Genomic DNA, 23,914 nt, shown 5'->3' with positions numbered 1-23,914 from the left:
TTTCGAACGCGACGGGGGCGAATTCACCGCCACCCGGCGCGATCCGACGGACCCTAAAGGTCGGTCAGCTCCTCCGCGTAGACCGTGGACAGCGGCTGCGGCCCCACGTACTGCTGGCAGTTGCACTGCCCCGCCTCGAACCGCAGCGGCTTCTTGTTCTCGTCCCAGGCGACCGGGATCTCCACCCGCTCGTGGCACCGGCCCTTCTTGTCGTGCTTGGCCAGATGATGCGTGCATCCGCACACCGGCTCCGGCGTCCGGCTCGCGGCATCCAGCGCCAGCCGCTCCTGCCGGCCGGCCTCCAGCAGTTCCATCTTGCGTTCGTGCCGGTTCCTCATCGCGGTACGGATGTTGTCCGCGGCCCAGGCGAACCCGCCGGTCCAGAAAAGGACGAGCGGAATCCAGATCCAATTCCCCATAAGACTTCTCTCTCCCCGTTCACTCATGTGCTTGTCGAGCAGGATAGCGACGGGAACCGGAGCCGATGACCGGCAGGATGACGGCATGACACATCGGTTCACCGGCATCCCCGAACCCGCCGTCGCATCCGCCGCCGGCCCCGCCCCGGCCCGCACCGCAGACATCGCCGTCGTCATCGACGTGATGCGCGCCTTCACCGTCGCCGCCTGGGCGTTCGCACGCGGCGCCGAGCGGATTGTCCTGGCCGAGACCGATCGGTCCGCCCTGCAGCGGAAGGCGGCGCACCCCGACTGGCTCGCTCTGAAGGACGGCGCCCCGGCCCCCGGCTTCGACCTCGTGAACTAGGGGCTGTCCGGCGGATCTTGGCCGGGGCCGGGGCGTCTGGCACAGCACCTGGCTGCGTTGCCGAAATGCCTGAATAGCTCCGCTATTAAGACACTCCGGCGCCTTGCCATTCACCGCACCAGACGCCCCGGCCTATCCGACCCTGATCCACCGGACACCCCCTAGCCCGGACTGATCCGCTCTGCCGACCTCACCGGCCGCACCCTGATCCAGCGGACGACGGCCGGAACACGCGGTGCCCTGGCGGTCGCCCATGCCCCGCTCGTCCTCTGCGCGAGCTTCGCGGTGGCCGGCGCGACGGCCCGCGTACTTCAAAGCGAAGGCGACACACGGCAGGTGACTTCGTGATCACCGGCGAGGACGGCCACGCGGAGGAAGACCTGGCCTGCGCCCACTACATCAGCCGCCGTGCCCACCTTGCGCCAGCGGACGCCGCGCCGCCGGACCCGGAGCCCTACCTCCACCGCGCCCGCACCTCCCGCGCGGCCGGCGAACTGGCCGAAGGGCTGCGGCGCGGGTACCGGGGCGTGCACCGGGACGACATCGAACTCTGCCTGGAAACCGACCGTTTCCCGTACGCCATGGCGGTGCGACGCGAAGGTGCGATGACGGTCCTGCGCCCGGTGCACCCCATGGCCCCGGCATTCCCTCAGGGACAACGGCGCGGGCCCGGCCGGGCCGACATCGTCGACCGGCCGGGCCCGCACCGCGGGGCATGGGACGCTACTCGCTCACGGTGATCGCCTGCACGGGGCAGGCCCGGGACGCCTCACGGACGAGCGGCCCGCCCGAACCGGCCTCGTGCCCCGGCACGACCATGCTGAAGCCGTCCTCGTCCTGCGTGAACACCTCGGGTGCGACCAGTGCGCACTGGCCCGCGCCGATACACACCCCCGAGTCGACGGAAATTCGCATCCGGCTGCTTCCTCTCACCACGTGACGGGGAGTTCGAGCATCCCCTGGATCGTGTCTCCCGGCTTGAACGGGATCTCCTCGGCCGGCGCGGCGAGCCGCAGCTCCGGCAGCCTGCGCAGCAGCGTGCCCAGCGCGATCTCCAGTTCCATCCGGGCCAGGTTCTGCCCCAGGCACTGATGGATGCCGAAGCCGAACGCCAGGTGGTGCCGGGCCGAGCGCGACCAGTCCAGCCGGTCCGGATCCGCGTACGCGGCGCCGTCCCGGTTGATCATGGACGTCGAGAACAGCACGCCGTCGCCCGCCCGGATCACGACATCCCCGACCGGCACGTCCTCGCGGGCGACCCGCACCAGCCCGTCCGCGATGGACAGGTACCGCAGCAGCTCCTCCACCGCCGCCGGAACGAGCCCCGGGTCGGCTCGCAACTCCGCCAGCCGCTCCGGGTGTTCGAGCAGGGTGAACACCCCGAGCGAGATCATGTTCGCCGTGGTCTCGTGCCCCGCCACCAGCAGTATCGTGGCGAACTGCACCAGCTCCTGGTGATCGGGCCTGCCGTCCGCGAGCTGCCGGGCGACCAGATCGTCGAGCACCCCCTCGCCCTTCTTCGTCCGCTTGGTCTCGATCAGCTTGCCGAGGTAGTCCTCCAGCAGCTCCAGAGCCTTCTCGGAGTCCTCGGCGGTCGGACCGCGCAGCAGCCGGCGCGACTGCTCCTCGAAGAACTCGTGGTCCTCGTACGGGATTCCGAGCAGCTCGCAGATCACGATCGACGGCACCGGCAGCGCGAAGGCGCTGACCAGATCGGCCGACGACCCGGCCGCCACCATGGTGTCCAGCAGCTGGTCCACGATGGCCTGGATCCTCGGCCGCATGTTGTCGGCCCGCCGGAGCGTGAAGCTCGGGATCAGCATGCGCCGCTGCTCGTTGTGCTCCGGGTCGTCCCAGCCGAGGAGCGCTCCCCGGCGCCTTCGTCGCATCGGCTCGGCCCGTTCGAGCGGCATCGGGAAGTCCGCCCGCGTGGAGTCGGTGGACAGGCGCTGGTCCGCGAGCAGGGAGCGGGCGGCCTGATGCCCGGTCACGAACCAGACCTCACGCCCGTTCCACAAGGTCACCCGCGACAGCGGACGCTCCTCGCGCATCGGCTCGAAGGCGGTCGGCGGGTGGTAGGGGCAGGTTCGGTTCTGGGGATAAGCCACGGCTTCGGTCATGAGGGACCTCGCAGAAGGCGCTCGTCGGTTTCGGTCGTGGTGCCGTCCCCACTACATGCCCAAGGCATCTATTCGGTCTACACATACTTCGGCCAAACCGCTGGAACGGATGGGGCCATGTGGCGGAGGGATCGGGCCGGGGCTCCGGGGGCCGGGCACCACCCCCGCCGCCGTTCGCCGGCCGGGAGGGTGTGTGAGGCGGATGGTGTGGCGGTCTGAACGAATGTGCGTGCCGGTCCGGCCCGGAGAGCAATCGCATTCCGGAGCCGGTGACCTGGTCGGCGGTCTACTGTTATGGAATATGTCACGCCGCCCCGTCGAGGGCGCGCGAGGAGGGGATTTCTGATGCCATCGCCTTGCGGTCCCGAAAATGCTCCGACCGGTGATGTCGGAGCGGCCCTGATGATGATCGATTCCCGGCTCAGAGCCGTCCACGGCGGCAAGACGGAGACCGATCGCGAACAGCAGGAGATGATCGAACAGTTTGCCGCTTCCCTCGGTCCGGGGGGAATCGACGAGCTTCTGGACGGCGCCTGCACGCTGATCTACATGTACATGCAGTGGCTGAGAATGGCCTACGAGGATCATGACAAGGACGTGATCGAGTACGTGGTGCCCAATCTGGTCGCGACGATGCGCATGATGACCAAGAGCATCCGTCCCGAGGTCATTCCCACCATGGCCGGACTCGTCATCGCGGCGGGCACGGGCCTCAGCCCCAATCTCTGGCGCAAGCAGTACGGCTACTGGACCAAGGACGAGATGACTCCCCTGGAAGCCACCGCCTTCCTGCTCGCGGACCACATCAACAACATCACCGAAGACGCCGACTTCGCCACCCGCCTCATCGCCACCGCCTTGTCCGAGGCGCTCGAGGACTGACCCGGAACCCGGCGCCGCAGTCACCGGCGGGGCTCCTGCGGACCGGCGTACCACCGTCCCGCAGGGGCCCGCCGCGGACGTCAGAGCATGAGCAGCAGCCGGGTGTTCGCGACGAGCTTGCGGTTCACGCTGGTGCTCTGCACGAAGATCGTGAAGTCGTCGTTGTGGTCCGGCTTGACGCGGACCTCGACGTCCGGAAGACCGAGCAGGGCCCGGGCCTCCGGGCCGGTGAACACCTTGTCGGTCTTCTTCTCCAGCACCGCGATCTGCTTGCGCGCCTGTATCTTCTCCGACTTGCCGAGCTGGTAGAACGCACCACCCGTGCGGTACGTGTGACCGGACTCGACGACCCAGTCACGGATCCCCGCGTCCCGCGTCACCGGGATCAACGCGTACTCCGACGGCTTGGCCGGCGTGAGCCCCGCCGCCTTGATGGTGTCCTTGTTGATCGCGTCCCCGCCCGTGGAGAACACCGCCCGTGACCCCCGGATGCCCTGAGCCCGCCCCACCATGAACTTCTCGGTGGCCGCGCGGATGACCTGCCCGGCTTCCTCGAGACCCCGCGTGCTCGTGGCATCCCAGATGGCGATGTTGTCCTTCGGGAAGCCGCACCGCATGGCCTCGCGCTTGCCCATCTGATCCGGCACCAGGACGGCCAGCGTCCAGTTGTCCTCCTGCGTCTCGATCATCCCGGCCACGGACTCGACCAGCTTCCGGGCATCGCTCGAAGGAGCGTCCGGGCCGCGATGACTCGCGTTCTCCTGCCCGTCGGTGAGGACGAACGTCAGGAAACTGTGGTCACCGTACAGCTGAGCCGTCTGTGCCAGTTCCCGCTGGGACTTCAGAGTGGCGGCCAGGAGCGCGGTCATTCCACCGACCCGGTACAACTGCTTCAGCGACGGCATCCGCAGTACGTCCTTGTCGTAGACGACGCACTCCACTTTGTCCGAGAAGACGTACACCGTCACGCGGGTTTCCTGGTCCAGTTCCCCCGAACGGCGGGCCAGATAGGCGATCTGCTGATCGGCGACTTCGACGACCTTGCTCCGCAGATGCGACATGGACGAACTCGCGTCCAGCACGAGAGCCACGTGATTGATGTAGTTCTGATTCCCGGACATGACAACTCCCCCTCATTCCGATTCGACATCCCTACCGTCTCACCCACCACTGACAATCGGCCGTGCCGCGATCGGCAGGGGCAGGGGAGCAGGGGAGCAGAGGGAGTCGTGGGGACGCAGCCGGAGAGGCCCACGATGTCCGGAACCGCCTCCCCGTCGCCAACGGCAGCCCGGACAGGAAGCGGTGACACCGGATCGGTGAAACGTGATCGGTAAAGCGTTCGACAGGGAGGCCGGAGATGGGGACGATGAGGGCCTTCCGTGCGGAGAGGTAGCTCATGACCACCGTGGATCCTGCCCGGCGTGCCCCGGACACTGTTCCCGTACCCCCGAGTGCCGACTGGGAAGCGCGTATCACCGCGCTGTGGGCCGCTCTCGACGACATGCCGCCGCGGGAGTTCAGGGCTCGGGTGAAGGCACTCACCGACGAGCTCCCCCCTGGCCACCCTGTCGCCGCCTTCGAGCGTGCCTCGGCTCACGACTCCACGGGGCAGGGGGATCTCGCCGCCCCGCTCTACCGGGAGGCACTGGACGCCGGGCTCGACGGCTACCGCCGCCGGCGTACCTCGGTCCAGCTCGGCAGCACACTGCGCAACCTCGGCTCTCTCGACGAGAGCCTCGCTCTGCTGAAAGCCGAACGCGACAGGGACCCCGCACTCCTCGACGAGGACACCGCCTCCCTGACGGACGCCGTCGACGCGTTCTACGCACTCGCCCTCGCCGACGCCGGCCGCGAGCGCGAGGCACTGTCCCTCGCGCTCACCGCTCTTGCTCGTCACCTGCCCCGTTACAACCGTTCCCTCGCCCGCTACGCGAAGGTCCTCGACACCCCGCCCGCCCACCAGGAGCCCTGACCCACCCCAGGCGGGCAGCTCTCCCCGGACCGTGACCGGCCCGCCTGGACCAGGTTCTGCTCCGCGTCTCCGGAGTGATGCCGGCCGGTGCGCACGGCCCCGGCCCGCACGTCGCCCCCTGTCCGCCGCTCGCGGACCGGGTCCGTACCCGCGCCGGCGGTTCAGTCCGTTCCGTCCGCGCGCTCGGACCCGCGGCCGCCCACAGGAGCGGGCCACCGGCGATCGCCCTCGTCATGCCAGAGCGGCCGAGGGTCGACACGCAGCCCCAGAACCTCCGGCCGGGCGTAGTGGCCGCGCGAATCGACCCAGACCTTGACGGCATCGAGATCGGCGAGGTCGATCGACGCCGCCACCAGCCGCTCCTCGGGGCCGGTGTGCGGGCCCGCGAGATACCGGGCGAAGGGGTGGACCACCGCCGACCAGCCACCGCCCGCGGTGATGTGCTCCTGCGGGCCGAGAGTGGACGTCATCCAGTCCAGACACGTCCGATCGACCGGATTGCCCGCGGAGACGACGAACGCCTGCGCGGTGAGGGCGTGCGTCTTCATCATCGCGTCGATCTGTACGTCGGCGACAGCCTCGAAGCCGGCCATGGTCGACAGCCCGGGCCAGGCCGCCGCGTGGATCTCCTGCCCCTGGACGATCAGCGCCTGCCGGGCGAGGTTCATGGTGTGTTCCCAGCAGACCAGCCCACCGACCCGGCCCAGCGCACTGTCGAACACCCGCAGCGTGGCACCGCCGCCCTGAGCCCACACGATCCGCTCCGCGTACGTGGGCTGAAGCTTGCGGTGCACCCCGAGCAATGCCCCGTCGGGGTCGATGAAGACCTGACTGTTGAAGCAGGTACGGGTGCCCGAGAGACGCTCGCTGACGCCGAGGACCACCCCCACGCCGGCCCGCCGGCAGGCCGCCTGGACCCGGGCGATCTGAGGCCCCGGCACTTCGACGGACGCCCCGGCATAGGCGGCGTTGGCGGCCTGCTGGTCCAGCGGGGCGTACGCCTCGATCCAGTACGGGTAGCCGGGCACGAAGGTCTCCGGGAACACCAGCAGGTCGACGTCCTCCCGGCCGGCCCGCTCGACGAAACCGACGGCTTTGTCGACCGTCGCCTCCGTGTCCATGAACATCGGCGCGGCATGGACCGCCGCGACCGTTCGCCTCCTGGCAGCGGGAGAGGGCATGGGATCCTCCTTGAGAGACGACACGACCAGCCCGGCCCGCAGGCGGGGGCTCGTCGGCGACCGACGGACGAACAGCGGCACCCGGGCCCGGCACACCGCCCCCCCCGAGCCGTTCGCGGGCGCGGCAGGAACGATCCCGGACGCGCGCAGTGTGCCACGCGCCACCACCCCTCGTACGGCACTTCCCCTCGATCCGCCGCCTGCCGCACACCCACCCCGGAGCCGCGGCGCACGTTCGTCCTCCCTGCGCCCGGCGCATGCCGGGTGCGGGGAGGTTGAAGGGAGAGCGACGGTTCGTCAGGCGCCGGGAACCCGGTCCAGGAAGCCGTGCACCGAGACGATCCGGCCGGTCCCGGAAAGGGCGATGACATCGAATCCGGCGGCGGGGGAGGACCCGTCGGCGGTGGAGACGAGATCCCAGGTGAAGCGGGCGACGTCGTGGTGGCCGTCCACCGTGCCGGTCAGCTTGAACTCGTGGCCGGGGAACTGCTGCCGCGCCGCGGTGATGCCGGCGACGAGCTGCTCGTGTCCGCGGACGTCCATCAGCGGGTCGGTGTAGGTGCCGTCCTGCTCCCAGGCATCGGCGACAGCCTTCACGAGGGTGTCCGAGTCAGGGGCGTTCCAGGCCGCGAGGTAGCGGTCGACCGCGGTTTCGAAGACGTTCACTGGAAGGATTCTCCTCAAGGGTGGGTTGCACGCCGCAGTCCCGAAGCGGCTCGCCGCCCATCCTGTGCCAGACCTCCCGGGCCGGTCGATTACCAGCGAGGTAATGGACCGGCCGACGGACTCTTCCGATTCACGCGCGCATGGATCGTGTCCGTGGCTTCGACGCCCCTGTGCGCAGCGCGTGGCAACAGCGCGCCGCGCCCGGAGACTTGGTGACGAAGGGTCAGGCGGTCGCGGTGCCGATCACCTTGGTGGGGCTGATCCGGACGACCACGCGGACGACCTCTGCCGGAAGGTCGAGGTACTCCTGGCCGGCGCCGGGGCCCTCGTACTGCTCGGCGAGAGCGACCGCCACGGACCGGCCGATGTCCTCGGTGATGGTGGCGAGGCCGCGTATCTCGACGTACCGCAACGGGTCGGCCGGATCGTAGACGGTCAGACTGGCACGAGGCTCGCGGCGCAGGTTGCGTTCCTTACGACGGCCGGCAGCGGTGGAGACGAGCAGGTCGTCTCCGTCACGGCCGACCCAGACCACTGACGTCTGCGGGCTCCCGTCCGGATTGACGGTGGCGAGGACGGCGGGAACCGGTCCATCCAGCAGTGCCCGGACGGAGTCGTTCAGCAGGAGTGTCATTCGGGCGAAGCTATCGGCAGCCCGACCCTCTCGCACCTGGATTTCGTCCGGCCCCCGCAGGCGTGCCCCCGCAGCCCCACGAGTTGGTCTCACCCTCGTTCCGCACTCCAGGGACCGCCGCAGCACCGTCACGCTCGTGATGGTTGCGCCTCTTGGTGCTCGCGTACGCAGGGTTGATCGCGGGTCTGGCTCTGCTGGCCGACGCCGTGTGATGGGGGCGTCGGGGCGGGGTTGGCGACACGTCCAGGGCGCTTGGTCTTCGCGGGGCCGGTACGGCGAGAGCGCGGGGGCACGTCATGCTCTCCTTGAGTTTGCCGTGGTTGCCGGGCGTGGGGGTCCGGTCTTGGGAGGGTGTGTTCCGGTGGTGGATTGTGATTCTGGGCGGATGCGTGAGGACGCAGCCGCTTTGGCGGCCGCGCGGTGGCCTTTCGCCCCGGCCAGGGAAGCCGACTGGCTACGGGATCTGACCTCCGACGACGGCCTCACCGGATTCATGCCACCGGCACTGCCCGACGCGGCCTGGGTACTCCACTCCATGTACGAGCACGAACTCGGACCTGTGGGAACACCCTTCGCCGAGTACCGGCGGGGCGTACTGGCGGGAGAGCGGCCCGAGCTCGTCGCGGGCCTGGACCCCGGGGAGGCGATGGGCATGCTCCCAGGCGAGCACCCCGGGCCTCGTTGGCGCCGGCTGCGGTGGGCGGAGCTCGCACAACGGACCGGTGAACCGGCCGTACCCGAGGGGGACCTGCCGTGTCACACTTCCTTCCCCTCGATCACGCCGGAGGCTTGGCCGGTCGGCATCACCGTCCCGTCCGAGGGCAGCATGGACCGGGCCGCCTGGAACCGCCTGATCGCGATCCTCACCAGACACAGCCCTCAGGGTGCCGACACCCCCTGCCTGGCCCATTACAGTCCGCTGCTGCACATGAACGAGGACTTCGCCTCACACATCCGCTCCGGCACGCTCGCGTACGCCCAAGCGCTCTACGACCACCCGGAAGAGGAGCACTGGAGCCCGTCCAACCTATGGTCCCGGGACCGATCCTGGGTCGTGTGCACGGACTACGACCTGTGGGCCACCAAGGTGGCCGGTCCCGCTTCCCTTGTTGAGGCTCTTCTCGACGACACGGAGATCGAGGCCGTCCGGTTGTTTCGGGATGTCTGAGGCGGTCTGCGACGCTGGGTTTCGGGCCCGTGCCCGTCCGCCCGGTCGGGTTGTGTTGGTTTTGTTCGGGTGTCTTGTTTCCTTTACGCGTTTTGTGTGGTTTTGGTTTTGGGGTTGTTAGGGTGGGGTGTGTGGTGGGTGTTGAGGAGGTTTTGAGGCTGACGGTGGTGGCGTTGATGGCGTCGGTGGGTGAGCGGCAGGGGGATCTGGCCGCTGTGCTGGGGCAGGCTCAGGCTCAGGTGTCTCGGAAATTGTCGGGGAAAGCGCATTTGTCGTTCGCGGACGCGGATGTTCTGGCGCGGCATTACGGTCTTCATGTTCTGGATCTTCTGGCCGGTCCTGCGCATGCGGTCGGTGTGTGGCGTGGTGTGGTTCCCAGTCTCCGTCACGTCGTGGGGGTGTTCCCGGGCGCTTCGCCCGTTCCTCAGCCTCCTGCTACCGCTGGTTCCCGATCTCCCGCTGCCGTCTCCGAGACGCCCGCTGCCGTTCCGGTGGCGTCGGACGCGGTTCCGGTGGTATCGGTTGATGCCCGGCCTGTCCGGGAGTCTGCCTCCCCCTCCATCGCCGTCTCCGAGGCCCCCGCTGCCGTTCCGGTGGCGTCGGACGCGGTTCCGGTGGTATCGGCTGATGCCCGGCCTGTCCGGGAGCAGGTTCACTCTTCCACCGCTATTCCGGTGGCGTCGGTGGCTGTTGATTCGGTCCGGGAGTCGGGCCGGCCCTCCGTCGTCGTCTCCGGGACGCCCGCTGTCGTCTCCGGGACGCCCGCTGTCGTCTCCGAGGCACCCACCGTCTCCGAGGCACCCGCTGTCTCCAGGACACCCGCTGTCGTCTCCGGGACGCCCGCTGTCGTCTCCGGGACGCCCGCCACCGTCTCCGGGACCCCTGTCGTCTCCGAGGCGCCCGCTGTCGTTCCGGTGGCGTCGGTTGATCCTCGACTCCTCACCGCCACCCCTGTGGAGCCGGTCGTTGTTTCTGAGCCGGTGGTCGATTCCGTGACACCGGCCGTTGTTTCTGAACCGGTCGCCACCCGCGTGGCTTCGGCAGGTCCTCGTTCCGGCGGGGTGCCGGCTTACGCTCCTCCGTCCCCGGTGGCAGGGCCTGTATTCCAGCGGCCGGTCAGGCCCTGTGTCCTGTGTGGGTGGCCCGCTGTCGAGGAGATCGATGGTTTCCCGCAGCATTTGAGCGTTGAGGAGTGCGCCGCGGCCGCCTCTGTCACTGCCGTCGCTGCTGTGGAGGGCATTACGCCCTCCACCTTCACCGGCCTCGTCACCGGTAACCCGGCCATCTCACCCCGCACCGGCCCGTCGGCCTCCACCCGTACCGAGGCGTCCCCCGGTGCAGCCGCTGAACCGTCTTCCGTCACGGTCGGCACGCCGTCTCCTGTCACGGGACCGTCTGCCGTTTCAGCCGGCGAGCCGTCTGCCGTCACGGTCGGCGAACCGTGTCCTGCCCCGGTCACGGGACCGTCTGCCGCCACGGTCAAGCCCGCTGAACCGTGTCCTGCCACGGCCGGCGAGCTGTCTTCCTCTACCTGTTCCGGACCATCTCCCGCCATGGCTTGCGCGCCGTCTGCGTCCCCGGCGACGGCCGCCGGGGCCGCTGAACCGTCCCCGGCCACTGCTACTGAGACGACTTCCGCCGCGGCCGGTGTGCCGTCTGTCGCGGTGGCCGGTGTGCCGTCCCCGGCCGTTCCCGCCAGCGCGGTTGAGTCGGCTCTCGCCCCTGCCACGACCACTGGACCGCCTGCCGTCCCGGCCGTCAAGCCGTGTCCTTCCACCCCTGCCGAATCGTCTCCCGCCCCTGCGTCGATGACGGAACCGTCGGTTGTGGTGTCCAGGGCAGGGGTTCGGCCGGTCCGGACCACACCGGGATACGCCTCGACCGCTCTGGTGGAAAGGATCACGGGACGGGTCCATGAAATACTGGACGCGTGTGAGGGCGATACCGAGACCGCACGGGCGGGGTTGGTCCGCGCGGCGATTCCCGACGTGATGGCACTGCTGAGGATTTCCCGTGTCGGTGGCCGTTACGAACATTCCGAGTTTCCCCCGACCGCCGACATCCTGAACAAACGCTCACAAAAGGGCGCGGATCAGATCTGGGAAGGCCGCCCGAAATGGCGGAACACGCAAGCCATCAGAGCGGTGAAGAACGGGGCACGGTTCGAGGTGACCGTACTCGACATGAACGCCGCTTATCTTTCGGCGTTCAAGTGCTGGCTCCCGATCGGCCAGCTCAGAGAGGAAACACAGGGGACACACGACCGGAAGAAATCCGGTGTCCATCTGATCACCCCGCCTGTCTGGGACCACCCCGATCTCCCCAACCCTCTCGGGAACCGTCAGGAACCAGGAGAGCTCTGGGTCCCCGAACCGCTGCTCCGTCAGCTTCTGGACTGCGCACGCCCCGACCGCCCCGGCGGCGCCCTGTGTGATGCTCCGGTCATCCACCGCTCCCTCGTGTCGGGCGCGACGGAAACCCTGCTGGAAAAACTTCGCCGCGCTCTCGCGGAAACCCGGAAGACCGCGCTGGTCGAAGGCGACGAACTGACCGTGGCTTATGTCAAGGCGATGTATTCTAAATTCGTGTCCACTATCGGCGAGTCCAGTGCGAACCGGGAGCTGCGCCGCCCGGACTGGATGCACATCATCCGGTCGAAAGCGTTCACGAACCTGTGGCTCAAAGCCCATAAAGCACACCAGGCCGGACTGCAGGTCGTGCAGATCTCCGGAACCGACGAGCTTCATGTGACCGGGGACTGGCGATCCGTGTTCGAAGAGGGTTCGGATCTCGCCCAGGTGAAACAGAAAGACACGTATGTTCTCGGGGGTGACCGATGACGGGGTCACCTGATCTGTGGGCCCGGTGGGGCGAGTTCGGAAAATACGAGGCGAGGGGTATTCCCGGGGGGCAGGCCCTGATCCTGGAACTCAACCGCATCGTCCACGGCTCCGGTATCTCCTCACCGGTCACGACCAGGCGAGGACTCTCCGCCCGCCTGCGCTACCTCGACAGCCCCGCCGGCCGTGAAGCGCTGGCCGCGCAAGGCGTCTCCCGCCACACCATCCGCACCTGGATGAAAGACAAAGGAAACATTTCCCCCACCCAAAAGAGCCGCCGGCGTATCGACGCCGCCTACTGGCAACGCCGCCGTGAAAACCTGATCCGCTCCGGCTGGCTCAAGCGCCACCTCGACAACGACGGCCGCGGCCGCCGAGTCGAGATCTACCCCGTCGACCAAAGCCACGTACCCGACAAACGCCACCGCGACCTGTCCCAGCGCTCCCTCACCGTCCGGTACATCTGGAACGACCTCGTCGACGCCTACGCCGCCCAGGACGCCGATGCCATCGACGAAATCTGGGACGACGTCATCACCGACCTCGACTCCGACTACAACGCCTACGCCCACGTCTCCGCCGTCGGCATCGGGGCCTGAACCACGCCCGAGCGAGGGACAGACCGGTTTCTTTCTCTCCGTGGGCGGCGGACGCGACCAGGGCGCCCCTCATGTCGCCTCTGCGCCCGTCCGCGTGTGCCCGCGGGTCGACCCCCGGACGTGCCCGCGGGTCGACCCCCGGACGTGCCCGCGGGTCGACCCCCGGACGTGTCCGCGCGCTCTGCCCCCGGACGTGTCCGTGTGTGCCCGTGTGTGCCCGCGGGTCGGCCCCCGGACGTGTCCGCGCGCCCAGCCACCGGACCTGTCCGTGCGCGCACGGACGCGCCCGTACCGGAAGATGGACGGGCAGTCGTCTCGGGTACCCCCGGACACCTCGGCGCCCATGCGAGGTCTCGTGTGCAAGGTTCGCGGCCCGTCCTCCTGGCCGACCTCGGAGCCCATACGACAGCGCGTCGGCGTACGGACACTCCTCCCGCTGCGTACGGATGAAGAGTGACAGCTGTCGATGCGCTGAGCCCCGCCACTGCCGGCTACTCGGCCGGTGAGAGAGAGGCGGCAGACGCCCCTGGAGCCCCAGCTCAGACACCAGCCGCAACCAGCCGGATGATCACCTGCTCGCCGCCATGACGGCCTGTCCGCCATGCTCCCGCAGCATCCGCAGGGCAGTGGCAGGCAGGCGGGGTGCTCTCCCCTCTTCACACCGGTGATCATGACGAGACGCTTGGCGATGCCACGCAGGCCCATCTCCTGATCACGCAGGCGGAGAGCCACGGACAACATGCCGTCGCCGACGCCCCCGCCGCCGCCGCTGGTCTCGCCACGCTCCCACGCGGACTCGCGGCCTTCGAGAGCGCGATCGCGGATGCACTCGCACTCCATGCCGGACATGACCGCGAGCACGGTGAACACGATGCCTGACGGGCCGTGGAAGCCCTTCAGCCTTCCAGAGAGGAACCCCAGACCGGCACCGCCTGCCTTCAGCTCCTCAACGAGCACGGCGAGTCCGACGCCCCGGCCGAGACGCTCGTACCCGTGGACGACGAAGGCGACGACACCGAAGGACCCGATCTCCCCGGCCGGCCTCACGGCAGCCTCCAAGAGGGGCTAACAGAAAGCTTCGTTGAGGCCATGTCTCCTTCCCTGGCTGCTCGTTGATCGGGTCATGGGGAAGGGGAAGAGGCCTCCGTGGGTGGTGTCGGATGACCTGTGGGGGCGGATCGAGCCGTTGCTGCCGGCCAGACAACGCCGGGCGCGGAACCCGGGGCGGCTGCCGTTGGATGATCGTGGCTGCTTGCAAGGGATCTTGTTCGTGCTGCACACCGGGATCCAGTGGGAGTGGCTGCCGCAGGAGCTCGGCTTCGGGTCCGGGATGACCTGCTGGCGACGGCTTCGGGACTGGCACGAGGCCGGGGTGTGGGACCGGCTGCACCAGGTACTGCTGACCGAACTGCACCGCGCCGGGAAACCGGACTGGTCCAGGGCGGTGATCGACGGCTCGCACCACCAGGCCCGTCGGGGCGGCCCAAAACCGGGCCGAGCCCGGTCGACCGTGCCCGGCCCGGCTCGAAACACCACATCATCACCGACGCCGGCGGCACCCCTCTCGCCATCACCCTGACCGGCGGCAACCACCACGACGTCCCCCAGCTGCCGCCCCTACTCGACGCCATCCCGCGCATCCGGGGAAGGACCGGCCGCCCTCGCCACCGGCCCCGACAGCTGATCGCCGACCGGGGCTACGACTACGACAAGTACCGCCGCCTACTGTGGAAGCGCGGCATCAAACCGGTCATCGCCCGCCGCACAGTGCCCCACGGTCCCGGCCTGGGAACCGTCCGCTGGGTCGTCGAACGCACCAACGCCTGGATCCACGGCTTCCGCCGACTGCGGATCCGCTGGGACATCCGCGACGACATCCACGAAGCCTTCCTCAAACTCGCCTGCTGCGTGATCACCTACAGACGAGCCAAAGCATTGTGTTAGCTCCTCTAAAAGCCGTCCAGCGGAACTGGCCGGAGCCGTGACACCCGACACCGCACCCGGCCGCGTTGCCGAACTACCCGAACAGCTCCGCCACCACGACACTCCAGCGCCCTGCCATCCCCCCCAGGCCCTGGCAGGCCCGGAGAGACCCCCTGCACCAGACGCCCCGCCCCACCCGACCCCGAGCCACCGGACAACCCCTAACGCCCTCGATAACGAGGCCGGACCGATCCGGAACCAGGGCCACTGACCGGCGGCTCGGGCAGCCAATCACGAGCCGGGTCGTACTCCAACCACCGCCCACGCCCACCCCCTTCCGCACAAGCGGCGGTGAGACTGGCCAGTCCAGGGTGCCCATTACCACTGCGCCACAACAGCGACCAGGCATACAACGGCGTAGGACCGACCAAAGGAACGCTCCTCACCCCGGCCACCTCCGGCAGCGGAACATCCGCAGGCATCAACGAGAACCGCGACGGCGCCTCCGCCACCTCGGCAAGGAAACGGGCAAGCCCCAAATTGACACTCGACGCCGTGCTCCGGATCCCGAACCGGTCGGCGAACCGGCCGAGGAAGTCGAGCCGCTCCAGCGGCCCGGGCGCCCACAACACACTGCCGCGCAGCTGATCCGGCCGCAGCACCCGCTCAGCCGCGAGCGGATGGTCCTCACTCACCAGGGCATCCACCGGCTCCAGACGGACGAGACGATGGGCAAGGCCGGCGGACAGCGGAGGATGGACACGACCAAAAGCCGCATCAATATCACCACGCAGCAGCGCCGCCATCACCGACGGCAGGTCACGCCCATGCCCCAACGTCAACTCACCGGCCCCCCCAGCAACCTGAGCCAGCGTCCGCATCGGCGCATAAAGGTGACCCCAGACGTCCACACGCAACGGATACTCCATACCGACCACCGCCGCGACAGCACCGTCCGCGACAGCCACGACCCGCCGGGCCGGCACAAGGAAACGCTCCCCGGCCTCGGTCAGACGCACGCCGCCACCGCGCCGGAACAACTCAACACCGAGCAACGACTCCAGCCGCGCAATCCTCTTGGACAGCGCCTGCTGGGAGATGGCAAGAGTCCCGGCCGCCCGCCCGAAGTGGAGCTCTTCGGCAGCCCGCACAAAAGCACGCACCTGCGCCACATCGAGATCCATGGCCCCCACCATAGGCGACAACCAAACGTTGTCGACTGCGCTCGTTCATTGTTGGACCGTGAGGCAGCCGCGAAGGTTGCATCCCCTTCATGCGAAGACTGATCCCCACAGGACAAGCGGCGCGACCGGTCGCCTTCACCGAGGCCCCCCAGCCAGTACCGGGGCCCGACGAAGCCCTGATCAAGGTCGAAGCGATCGCTCCGAACCGAGGCGAGACCTTCCTCCTCGAGCACCCCACACCGGACCTGCTACCCGGCAAGGACATCGCAGGACTCGTCGTACAGGCAGCGGCCGACGGCTCCGGCCCCGGCATCGGCACCCGAGTGGTCGCACACCCCACACAAGGAGGCTGGGCCGAGTACGCCACCGTACCCACACACTCCCTCGCAGTACTCCCGGACACCATCGACAACGTACGGGCGGCAGCCCTGCCCCTCGCCGGAATCACCGCCCTGCGGCTGCTGCGCACCGCAGGTTCCCTGGCCGGCCGACGGGTACTGCTGACCGGCGCCTCAGGCGGCGTCGGACACTACGCCACCGAACTGGCCATCGGAGCGGGAGCCGAACTGACCGCGGTGACAGCCACACCGGAACGCGGTGAACGACTCGCGAAGCTGGGTGCGACAGTGGTGCACAAGGCCGCGGCAGCCCAAGGACCATTCGACGTCGTACTGGAATCCACCGGCGGACCGGAACTGCCCATCGCCCTGTCGAAGGCAAAACCGGGCGGCACACTCCTCTGGTTCGGCCAGGCGAGCCGCACCCCGGCGACCCTCGACTTCTTCCAACTCCTCGGCGGGCCCGACCGCGTCACGATTCAGCACTTCCACTACGCGGGCGCCCCCTACGGCCCCGATCTCGCAACCCTGATCAGGCTCGTGGAACAACACCGGCTGCACCCGGAGATCGGCCGCGTCACCGACTGGACACACACCGCCGACACCCTGGTCGACCTACGAGAGCGCCGGATTCGCGGCAAGGCCGTCCTGCTGACCAGAGGAACACCATGAACACTAACGAATTCGCCGCCGCCCAGTGGACACGCGCCACCGGCACAGGCGTGGACCCCCACGAATACCAGCGCGTCACCAACGACCTCGCTTCCCTCACCGACTGGGGCCCATCCTTCACGCGCACCGCCCACGACTACCTCCGGCGCGCTCAGGACGCGGCATCACCACTCTCGAAGGGGGAACACCTCCTCATGGCAGCCCGATGGTTCCACCTGGCCACCCTGGCGCCCTACCCCCAGGCACATCGTGCCGCCACCGCGGCGGATCACGCCTTGAGCCAAGCCCTCACCGTGCTCGAGCCCAACGCGCGGCGCCTAAGCGGCGAGGGATTCACCGGCTGGCTACGCGGCCCCGCCGACGCGCCGGGAACCGTGGTCCTCATCCCCGGCCTCGACTCGGCCAAGGAAGAGTTCCTCGACCTGACCTCCGCCCTGCTGGCCAGAGGCCTCGCCGTGTTCGCCATGGACGGCCCCGGACAGGGCGCGCTCGCAGCCACCACGACCCTCGTCCCCCACTACGAACGCGTAGTGAGCCGGATCATCGACGCCCTCGGCACCGCACGCATCGGCCTCGTCGGCCTGAGCCTCGGCGGCTACTTCGCGGCCCGCGCCGCAGCACTGGAACCACGCGTGGCCGCCCTCGCCACCGTCAGCGGCCCCTTCCGCCTCCACTGGGAACAGTTGCCCCCGCCCGTCCGGGACATCATGGCCTCGCGCACCGGCAGCGGCCACGCCGCCCACGAATTCGCACGCCAGGTGGACCTCGCCGCCCTGGCACCCCGCATCACAGCCCCGCTGCTGGTCGTGGACGGAGGCCAGGACACCATCCCCGGCGTGACGAACACAGAGCCCCTGGCCCGCCTGGCTCCACACAGCAGCTACCTGTCCATCCCCCACGGGGACCACCTCCTCGGCAACGCCCGGCCCGACTGGCTGCCCCACCTCAGCGACCACTTCGCCAACACCCTGACAGGAGAACCGGCATGAACCGCTTCACCGACAAAACCGCCCTCATCACCGGCGGCACCAGCGGCATGGGGCTCGCCACCGCACACCGTCTCATAACCGAAGGCGCCCACGTCATCGTCACCGGCCGCACCCGCACACAACTTGACGCAGCCGTCGAAGAACTCGGCCCCCGCGCCTCCGGCGTCGTAGCCGACGCCACCGACCTCGACGCGGCGGACACGCTGATGGAAACCGTCCGGGACCGCCACGGCCGCCTCGACACCCTCTTCGCGAACGTAGGCACAGGCACATTCCTGCCATTCGAAAACATCACCGAGCAAGACTTCGACCACAGCGTCGACACCAACTTCAAAGGCGTGTTCTTCACCGTCCAAAAGGCACTGCCACTACTGACGGATAGAGGCTCGATCGTCATCAACGCCTCATGGACCCTCCACCGAGGCAACAGCGTCCTCACCCTCTACTCGGCAACCAAGGCCGCCTCGCACAACCTGGCCCGAACCCTCGCCGCCGCACTCGCCCCCCGCGAGATCCGCGTGAACTCCGTCAGCCCCGGCTACATCGACACCCCGATGTACCCCGCCGACGCACTGACCCAAGCAGAAACGAAGACGGTCACCAGCCAGATCGTCGCCGGCCGCTTCGGACGCCCGGAAGAGGTCGCCGCAGCCGTCGCATTCCTCGCCTCACCCGACGCGTCATACATCAACGGTCAGGACCTCGTCATCGACGGCGGCCTGATCAGCACCGTCCCCGCCTGACACCCGACCAAATCCACAACCCTACGCACCTCCGCCAGAGCCGCACGGCCTCTCTCGCCCCGACCTCCACGCCCTACGACGACACCCCGCCCGGCCGGAGCCACCCCGCCCCGTTCGATCAGACGCCGGTGAGGTCCTGAAGCCGCCACAGCCCGTCATCGTGTCTCCCTAGCCGATCGAGCAGCAGCTTCCACCGACGCACGAGGGTGAGGCACGGCAGGAGCCGGCCTCAGGGCGAGGCACTTGCCCACGCCCAAGCGGAAAAGCCGTACGGATTTACATTGGACCAGAACAGCGCGGTCAAGCCGCGCCCGTCCTCGTCGCTCAGCTTCGTCGCCCAGGCCCAGGCGGGTTGGGGCGACGAGGGCGTGATCCTGACCCAGGTGGGCATCTTGAAGGCCTGCTCGTTCCCTATACGGCACTGTCGTGCGTTCGCCTCTTTCTGTGATGTCCTGATGATGATCGTGTACGACCGCACAAAGAGCGTCGTGCGAGGCCGTGCCGTCCTGGGGGAGGCGGTTCCGCCGTACCCGGAAACGGTCGGGTTCGCGGGCATCGAGTGCGGTGGCCCCCCTCCCACGGTCGACGAACTCGCTCTGCCCCACCTGGCCGAAGCGATCAACGAGTACATCCGGTGGGCCTGCGAGGGGAAGACGGGTAGCCTCGACTTCCTCGACTTGGCGCTGCCCCGGGAAACCGGCCACCCACGACGGCCGACGCTTCGCCAGGGCCCGTGACTGTCCCGGCCGCCGCACCACAAGACGCTCGACGAGTACGAGTACGACTTGTCCTCCCGCTTGTTCTCGACCCGCGCGAGGTCAGGGTTCTCGCCACCCTCTCGTTTACCGACGGCAGGGCGGGCGTTGCCCTGCTCGGGCTGTCCGGGGTTCGGCAAGACGGCTGTTGCTGCCTGCCGGGTCGGCTACCCGGTCTGCTTCACCAGCCTCGACGACATGGTCCGCGAACTCGAAGCTGCCGAGGTAGCCGACTGGTTGACGAACAAGCTCGTGAGCCGAAGCGCGGTAGTCGTCACTGACAGCGTTGCGGGCGGTCGCCGAGATGACTGCGCGCTTCAGGTGGCCGGCGAGCGGCCAAGTTCGCCGGCGGAGTGTTCGGCGTCATGTGTCCGGCGGGTCCAGAGGGTCAGGTCGCTGCTGGTGGCGACGGCGAGGGTGCGTCCGGACGGTGAGAAGCCGGCGGCTCGCAGTTCGGAGTAGTTGGAGTCGAAGATGTGCCACCAGCCTTCGCCGTGCGGTTTGTTGTGGGGGGTGCCTCCGTCTGTGGAGAGCAGGATGCGGTCGTGCGGCCACTCGGGGCTGACGACCTCCAGGGTCCAGCCGTCCTCGGTGGTGGTGTGCAGGCCGCCTCCGAAGAGTCCCGCGATGCATACTCGGGTCGAGGCGATGGGGCCGAGCCCTGGGCAGGAGAGATCCGGCGCTGCGTCCGGGGTGCTGCCGTCTGGGTCAGGGTCACGGTCCCGGGCGATCTTCTCGCCGGTGACGGCGTCGAAGAGCCCGTGGCCGTGGACGGAGACGACCATGACCAGGTCGCGGCCACCGTCGGGAGCGAGAGCGAAGCCGATGCCGAGCAGGCCACCGATAGGGATGAGCCCGTTCGGGACCGGGTGCCAAGGGACAGGCGGGGCAACGACAGGTACGGACAGAAACCGCTCTCGCAGACTCTGCTGGTAGTCGGAGATCAAAGTTCCTTCTCGCCTCGGCTGCACGTTGACCGCCCCAGGGCGATGACGCGAATCGTGCCAGGTTCGCACGAACCTCGCACTCGACCGTCCCCATTCGCTGGTTCAGCCGGTCCCGATGGTGACAACTCCTGAGCATTGGCTCGGCTCGGCATCTGTCCGAAGTCCTCGGCGTCGACCAGGACCTCGCCATCGTTATCCTCGACCGCCTCCTGCACCACTGCGAAGTGATCTTCATCAAGGGGCCTTCCGGCTCGAGAACCGCCTCAAGGCCGTCCAGCAGGACACCGACGTGGTGTGATCAGGCACCTTGCGCACCCCAGGCCGTCTCGGCCTGGGGCACGGCAGTGAGAATGAAGGTGTGTTCACACGCGAGTGGCCGCAGCCGCCGACCGATGTCCGGCTTGCCCCGTACCGCCGAGCTGCCGCACGCCTCATGGACGGAGACGAGCAGATCGGTGTGCTCGTGATCCGAGTCACCACATGGCGCTGGAGGGACGGGCCCTTCTGGCGAAGGCGGCGGGGCAACCCTCAAGAGCTTCCGGAGTGGGCGCTGTCCCGTGTCGCCCCAGACGGAAGGCTGCCTGACGTCGAGGGCGGGATCATTGCGGCCGGCGGACTCGACGAGGAGCTTGCCGACTGGTCGGCGGGGATCTTCCGGCTGCGGGGCCGGCGGTTCAGCCTCGCCTGGCTTGGCGAAGAGGAAGCCGACGCCGCCCATGATGAGCACGGCTGGACGATCGATTGATCATCCCTGCCCTTACACGACGGAACGGGGGACATCCACATCCGTACGCGGCTCGACAGGACAGTCCGTACGCCGCCGCGGAGGCGGGTCCCCTCCACGCACGGCCCCGGTTCACGCCCGGCGGGAGCGAACCGGCCCCTGGCCCACCGACACCGTCCACGGCGCCAGCCGTGATCGCTTGCCGCCCTGCGCGGGGCACTGGCCTGGAACGCGACTCTTACGGAGGCAGGAACAACCCGGCTGCGCTGTTGTAGGGGATCGAGCGGCTTTGGCCCTGTCGGGGTGTTCCGGGCGAGGCGTAGAGGTTTTGCGGATTTCGCATTCCGGCATCCGAGCGTTCGCTTTTGCGTTTTCCGCATAGGGCATGACGGCAGGGCCGGGAGTGTTCCGGTATGAGTTTTGCGGATTTCTCATACGGCTTCGTCCGCACGGCACTTGAACACGTCGGCGTCCGGGTTCCGAGCCCTCTGCGCCCCCGCCAGGTGCCCTGCTGCTTCAAAGGGCCCCTCCGCTCGCTGTGAGGGCGGCGGTTGACCGAGTTCCCACGCTAAATCTGCTGCTGCCAGCCCGTGTTGTAGCCGCTTCTGACGGCTACAACACCTGTCACCTCTCGTGGTGCCGCGCAGCGGCACAGATCGGTGAGAGAGGCCACAGTGGTGCGGCCCGTGGCCGGCCTTGGATTCGCCGAAGTGGAGTCTGGGAGGTCGCGGATCGGGTCCTGAGACCCTGTCGGGCTGTCAGAAGATTTTCGGACGCGGCGAGTTGCTCGATTCACTCAGACAGTGTTTGAGATCTGCTCTGCCTTGCGGCTGAGGGGCCGCCGGAGTGGCCGATGCTATTGAGGGGAGCTACCTGACGGAGGTGTCAGATGCGGTTCCGGTGAGGCAGTGCCTCATCAGCGAGGAAGGCGAACGGCGGCCCACGAACCAGCCGTTGCAGAGTCAGCTAACGTCGGAGCATGGCAGAGAAGGACATACTCGGGACAGCATCAGACGACCCTGTGGCAGCCAAGTGGCAGGCCCTGCGGGACATGGACGCGAGCCTCATCGACAAAGCCCTGGTAGAGGCGGCATACGCAAACCCCGCCCTCCGGGTTCTGTTTCCGCTGGTCAGCCATGGATCGCTGCAGTTCAGCCGGTGCACCCGTTTCCCTTGGTCGCAAGACCTGCCCTCGATCTTCCCCTACGACGGCGAACGGCACTTCCGCGTTTGTCGGCTGCATGAGCCGCGCGGTTCGGGGCGGGAGCAGATCGGTGGCCCGGTTACTGCCGATGAGGCCGTGGAACTCATAGCTTCGCACCTTCCCGCAGGCTGTGGTCCTGCCCTTGACGGCACGCCCGACGACCTCGAAGCGCTGAGCTGAGTCAACTAGCTTGTCTGGCTGCGGTGCGTACGAGCGGGTGCGGGCCCTGCCGCGTCGCCGGTTGGCCGCGGGTGAGCCGGCGGACCATGATGCCGATCATCGTCCAGCGGATCACGGTCTCGGACCGGGCCGGAATGGTCTCGTAGTCCCGGGCGAGGCGGCGATGGGCGGTGAGCCAAGAGAAGGTGTGCTCGATCGCCCACCGCTTGGGTGGGACCTGGAAGCCGTGCTGGCCAGGGTCTCTACGAACGATGTCCAGCTCGCGGCCGAGGATCTGGGCGGTCCAATCGACCAGGCGGCCGGCGAAGCCCTGATCCGCCCAAAACTTTTGGATCCGCGGGTGGTCGAGCCGGGCCCACAAGAGAGCGGTCGACGGGCGCCGTCGCGGTCCTGGACGCTCGCGGCGACTACGTGGACCGCAATCAGCAGGCCGAGGGTGTCGGTGACGAGGAACCGCTTGCGACCCTTGACCTTCTTGCCGGCGTCGAAGCCCCTGGTTACGGCGGGGACGGTGTCAGCGGTGCGGACGGACTGCGAGTCGATCAGGCCGGCGCTCGGCTCGGCATTGCGGCCGTCAGCCTCGCGCACCCTGTCCCGCAGTGCGTCGTGTACGCGCTCGACGGTGCCGTCGTCGTGCCACCAGGCGAAGTACCAATACACCGTAGGCCAGGGCGGGAAGTCCTTCGGCAGCTGCCGCCAGGCGCACCCGGCCCGCACCACGTAGAAGATTGCGTCCACGATTTGACGCCGCGGATGCTTCTCCCGCCGTCCGCCCTTCGGCCCCACCCGCGCCGGCGGCAGCAACGGCTCCACCAGCGCCCACTGTTCGTCCGTCAGGTCCGACGGATATCCACCCCCCAGAACCACTCACGGACAGTTCAACGAGCACGTCAGCCCACGGCAACGGCAGATCTCAAACGCGGTCTCAGGGGTGAAGAGCCCTTTGCGGATTTCGCATTTATGGATTCGCTCGGCCCTCTTGCCGCCATGTGATCACCTTGATAGGTGTAGACCACTCGTTTCTATCGAGATGGGAAAATAGTAACGATAAGTGTTCATGCCAGAGGGATTGAACATGTACCTGAGCGCAGGAGCACCGCAGCTGGAAGACGGCGCCACCCCACCCCTTGGCAGCCAGCCCCAGGCCCCGCAGGGGCCCGGAGAACACAGAGAGACGAGCCAGGTGACGTGCCATCAACTACCGCTCTAGAAAGGGATGTCGGTGCCCAGAAAGAGAATTGACGACAGCAAGAACGACCAAACCGACCAACTCGCCGGCCAGCAGACCCTGAACAAACCGCACCACCCCGCAGCCACCGCAGGTGGCTGCCCAACGGGACCACTTGGTCCGGCGCCGCGCAGCGGCGCAGTTCCCTGGGAGTGACGCAGTCACTCCGCGTCGTGTCTCCGCAGGAGACCGCGCGC

At 68.2% G+C, this 23,914-nt stretch carries 22 protein-coding genes and 4 pseudogenes; 15 read left to right on the top strand and 11 right to left on the bottom strand.

Annotated features, from left to right (window positions below; translation table 11 throughout):
- Positions 1 to 53 precede the first annotated feature (53 nt).
- Positions 54 to 419, bottom strand: a complete 366-nt coding sequence (locus ACGFRB_RS03215; protein ID WP_363008243.1) for a hypothetical protein — start codon at positions 417 to 419, stop codon at positions 54 to 56.
- Positions 420 to 504: 85 nt separating this feature from the next.
- On the opposite strand from ACGFRB_RS03215, the pseudogene ACGFRB_RS03210 reads away from it, so the two are divergent.
- Together ACGFRB_RS03210 and ACGFRB_RS03205 are read left to right on the top strand one after the other, a co-directional pair.
- A pseudogene (locus tag ACGFRB_RS03210) lies at positions 505 to 762 on the top strand (2-phosphosulfolactate phosphatase); the annotation flags it as partial.
- Between the two features lie 165 nt (positions 763 to 927).
- A pseudogene (locus ACGFRB_RS03205) lies at positions 928 to 1,391 on the top strand (2-phosphosulfolactate phosphatase); the annotation flags it as partial.
- A 97-nt stretch (positions 1,392 to 1,488) separates the two neighbouring features.
- On the opposite strand, the gene ACGFRB_RS03200 reads toward ACGFRB_RS03205, so the two are convergent.
- Together ACGFRB_RS03200 and ACGFRB_RS03195 are read right to left on the bottom strand one after the other, a co-directional pair.
- Positions 1,489 to 1,680 carry a ferredoxin gene (locus ACGFRB_RS03200; RefSeq protein WP_363008247.1) on the bottom strand — a complete coding sequence of 64 codons (192 nt, stop codon included), beginning with the start codon at positions 1,678 to 1,680 and terminating at the stop codon, positions 1,489 to 1,491.
- 14 nt (positions 1,681 to 1,694) lie between these two features.
- Positions 1,695 to 2,885: a cytochrome P450 gene (locus ACGFRB_RS03195; RefSeq protein ID WP_393238290.1), complete on the bottom strand. Its 1,191-nt coding sequence runs from the start codon at positions 2,883 to 2,885 to the stop codon at positions 1,695 to 1,697.
- A gap of 345 nt (positions 2,886 to 3,230) precedes the next feature.
- Here ACGFRB_RS03195 and ACGFRB_RS03190 point away from each other — a divergent pair, with 345 nt between their 5' ends.
- Entirely contained in the window at positions 3,231 to 3,767 is a 537-nt protein-coding gene (locus tag ACGFRB_RS03190) for a hypothetical protein (RefSeq protein WP_363008251.1), read from the top strand.
- A gap of 80 nt (positions 3,768 to 3,847) precedes the next feature.
- Here ACGFRB_RS03190 and ACGFRB_RS03185 read toward each other — a convergent pair whose 3' ends face one another.
- Entirely contained in the window at positions 3,848 to 4,888 is a 1,041-nt protein-coding gene (locus ACGFRB_RS03185; RefSeq protein ID WP_393238286.1) for a vWA domain-containing protein, read from the bottom strand.
- A gap of 278 nt (positions 4,889 to 5,166) precedes the next feature.
- Here ACGFRB_RS03185 and ACGFRB_RS03180 point away from each other — a divergent pair, with 278 nt between their 5' ends.
- Positions 5,167 to 5,742, top strand: coding sequence for a tetratricopeptide repeat protein (locus ACGFRB_RS03180; protein WP_393238284.1), 576 nt, complete (start codon positions 5,167 to 5,169; stop codon positions 5,740 to 5,742).
- Positions 5,743 to 5,903: 161 nt separating this feature from the next.
- On the opposite strand, the gene ACGFRB_RS03175 is transcribed toward ACGFRB_RS03180, so the two are convergent.
- From ACGFRB_RS03175 to ACGFRB_RS03165, 3 genes are all read right to left on the bottom strand, one after another.
- On the bottom strand, positions 5,904 to 6,923 hold the full coding sequence (locus ACGFRB_RS03175; protein WP_393238281.1) for a carbon-nitrogen hydrolase family protein: 1,020 nt from the start codon (positions 6,921 to 6,923) through the stop codon (positions 5,904 to 5,906).
- Between the two features lie 297 nt (positions 6,924 to 7,220).
- Positions 7,221 to 7,589, bottom strand: a complete 369-nt coding sequence (locus ACGFRB_RS03170; RefSeq protein ID WP_363008259.1) for a nuclear transport factor 2 family protein — start codon at positions 7,587 to 7,589, stop codon at positions 7,221 to 7,223.
- A 223-nt stretch (positions 7,590 to 7,812) separates the two neighbouring features.
- Complete coding sequence (locus tag ACGFRB_RS03165) at positions 7,813 to 8,223, bottom strand: PPOX class F420-dependent oxidoreductase (protein WP_393238277.1); 411 nt, start codon at positions 8,221 to 8,223, stop codon at positions 7,813 to 7,815.
- A gap of 385 nt (positions 8,224 to 8,608) precedes the next feature.
- Here ACGFRB_RS03165 and ACGFRB_RS03160 point away from each other — a divergent pair, with 385 nt between their 5' ends.
- Positions 8,609 to 9,391: a hypothetical protein gene (locus ACGFRB_RS03160; RefSeq protein WP_393238274.1), complete on the top strand. Its 783-nt coding sequence runs from the start codon at positions 8,609 to 8,611 to the stop codon at positions 9,389 to 9,391.
- A gap of 652 nt (positions 9,392 to 10,043) precedes the next feature.
- Here the strand turns inward: ACGFRB_RS03160 and ACGFRB_RS03155 are convergent.
- On the bottom strand, positions 10,044 to 10,334 hold the full coding sequence (locus ACGFRB_RS03155; protein WP_393238271.1) for a hypothetical protein: 291 nt from the start codon (positions 10,332 to 10,334) through the stop codon (positions 10,044 to 10,046).
- Between the two features lie 946 nt (positions 10,335 to 11,280).
- Here ACGFRB_RS03155 and ACGFRB_RS03150 point away from each other — a divergent pair.
- From ACGFRB_RS03150 to ACGFRB_RS03140, 3 genes are all read left to right on the top strand, one after another.
- The gene (locus tag ACGFRB_RS03150) at positions 11,281 to 12,231 is read left to right on the top strand and encodes a dihydrolipoamide S-succinyltransferase (RefSeq protein WP_393238268.1); all 951 of its coding nucleotides are present in this window, start codon (positions 11,281 to 11,283) and stop codon (positions 12,229 to 12,231) included.
- A complete protein-coding gene (locus tag ACGFRB_RS03145; RefSeq protein WP_393238265.1) occupies positions 12,228 to 12,830 on the top strand; it encodes a hypothetical protein in 603 nt (200 codons plus the stop codon). Before ACGFRB_RS03150 ends, ACGFRB_RS03145 begins: the two co-directional genes overlap by 4 nt.
- A gap of 1,123 nt (positions 12,831 to 13,953) precedes the next feature.
- A protein-coding gene (locus tag ACGFRB_RS03140; RefSeq protein ID WP_393238262.1) for an IS5 family transposase occupies positions 13,954 to 14,774 on the top strand; the annotation gives its coding sequence in 2 pieces (ribosomal slippage) (positions 13,954 to 14,314 and positions 14,314 to 14,774; 822 coding nt in all).
- Between the two features lie 200 nt (positions 14,775 to 14,974).
- On the opposite strand, the gene ACGFRB_RS03135 is transcribed toward ACGFRB_RS03140, so the two are convergent.
- Positions 14,975 to 15,937, bottom strand: coding sequence for a LysR family transcriptional regulator (locus tag ACGFRB_RS03135; protein ID WP_393238259.1), 963 nt, complete (start codon positions 15,935 to 15,937; stop codon positions 14,975 to 14,977).
- 89 nt (positions 15,938 to 16,026) lie between these two features.
- Between ACGFRB_RS03135 and ACGFRB_RS03130 the strand changes: the two genes are divergently transcribed.
- The 5 genes and pseudogenes from ACGFRB_RS03130 to ACGFRB_RS03110 all read left to right on the top strand — a co-directional run.
- A complete protein-coding gene (locus ACGFRB_RS03130) occupies positions 16,027 to 16,947 on the top strand; it encodes a zinc-binding dehydrogenase (RefSeq protein ID WP_393238257.1) in 921 nt (306 codons plus the stop codon).
- On the top strand, positions 16,944 to 17,936 hold the full coding sequence (locus ACGFRB_RS03125) for an alpha/beta hydrolase family protein (RefSeq protein ID WP_393238254.1): 993 nt from the start codon (positions 16,944 to 16,946) through the stop codon (positions 17,934 to 17,936). Before ACGFRB_RS03130 ends, ACGFRB_RS03125 begins: the two co-directional genes overlap by 4 nt.
- On the top strand, positions 17,933 to 18,679 hold the full coding sequence (locus ACGFRB_RS03120) for a glucose 1-dehydrogenase (protein WP_393238251.1): 747 nt from the start codon (positions 17,933 to 17,935) through the stop codon (positions 18,677 to 18,679). The genes ACGFRB_RS03125 and ACGFRB_RS03120 overlap by 4 nt, the downstream gene beginning before the upstream one ends.
- A gap of 281 nt (positions 18,680 to 18,960) precedes the next feature.
- Positions 18,961 to 19,416 (top strand): hypothetical protein, encoded by a 456-nt coding sequence (locus ACGFRB_RS03115; RefSeq protein WP_393238248.1) that lies wholly within the window; start codon positions 18,961 to 18,963, stop codon positions 19,414 to 19,416.
- A pseudogene (locus ACGFRB_RS03110) lies at positions 19,417 to 19,707 on the top strand (ATP-binding protein); the annotation flags it as partial.
- 44 nt (positions 19,708 to 19,751) lie between these two features.
- Here the strand turns inward: ACGFRB_RS03110 and ACGFRB_RS03105 are convergent.
- Entirely contained in the window at positions 19,752 to 20,381 is a 630-nt protein-coding gene (locus ACGFRB_RS03105; RefSeq protein WP_393238246.1) for a hypothetical protein, read from the bottom strand.
- Between the two features lie 358 nt (positions 20,382 to 20,739).
- On the opposite strand from ACGFRB_RS03105, the gene ACGFRB_RS03100 reads away from it, so the two are divergent.
- Both ACGFRB_RS03100 and ACGFRB_RS03095 read left to right on the top strand, forming a co-directional pair.
- Positions 20,740 to 21,126: a hypothetical protein gene (locus tag ACGFRB_RS03100; RefSeq protein WP_393238243.1), complete on the top strand. Its 387-nt coding sequence runs from the start codon at positions 20,740 to 20,742 to the stop codon at positions 21,124 to 21,126.
- A 958-nt stretch (positions 21,127 to 22,084) separates the two neighbouring features.
- On the top strand, positions 22,085 to 22,489 hold the full coding sequence (locus ACGFRB_RS03095) for a DUF6193 family natural product biosynthesis protein (protein ID WP_363012659.1): 405 nt from the start codon (positions 22,085 to 22,087) through the stop codon (positions 22,487 to 22,489).
- Position 22,490: 1 nt separating this feature from the next.
- On the opposite strand, the pseudogene ACGFRB_RS03090 reads toward ACGFRB_RS03095, so the two are convergent.
- Positions 22,491 to 23,356 (bottom strand): annotated as a pseudogene (locus ACGFRB_RS03090) (IS5 family transposase).
- Positions 23,357 to 23,914 lie beyond the last annotated feature (558 nt).

Source organism: Streptomyces sp. NPDC048718 (genome assembly GCF_043198875.1).
Classification (GTDB): Bacteria; Actinomycetota; Actinomycetes; order Streptomycetales; family Streptomycetaceae; genus Streptomyces.
The sequence above is the reverse complement of the archived record's forward strand: the minus strand, read 5'-3'. Positions and strand labels throughout refer to the sequence as shown.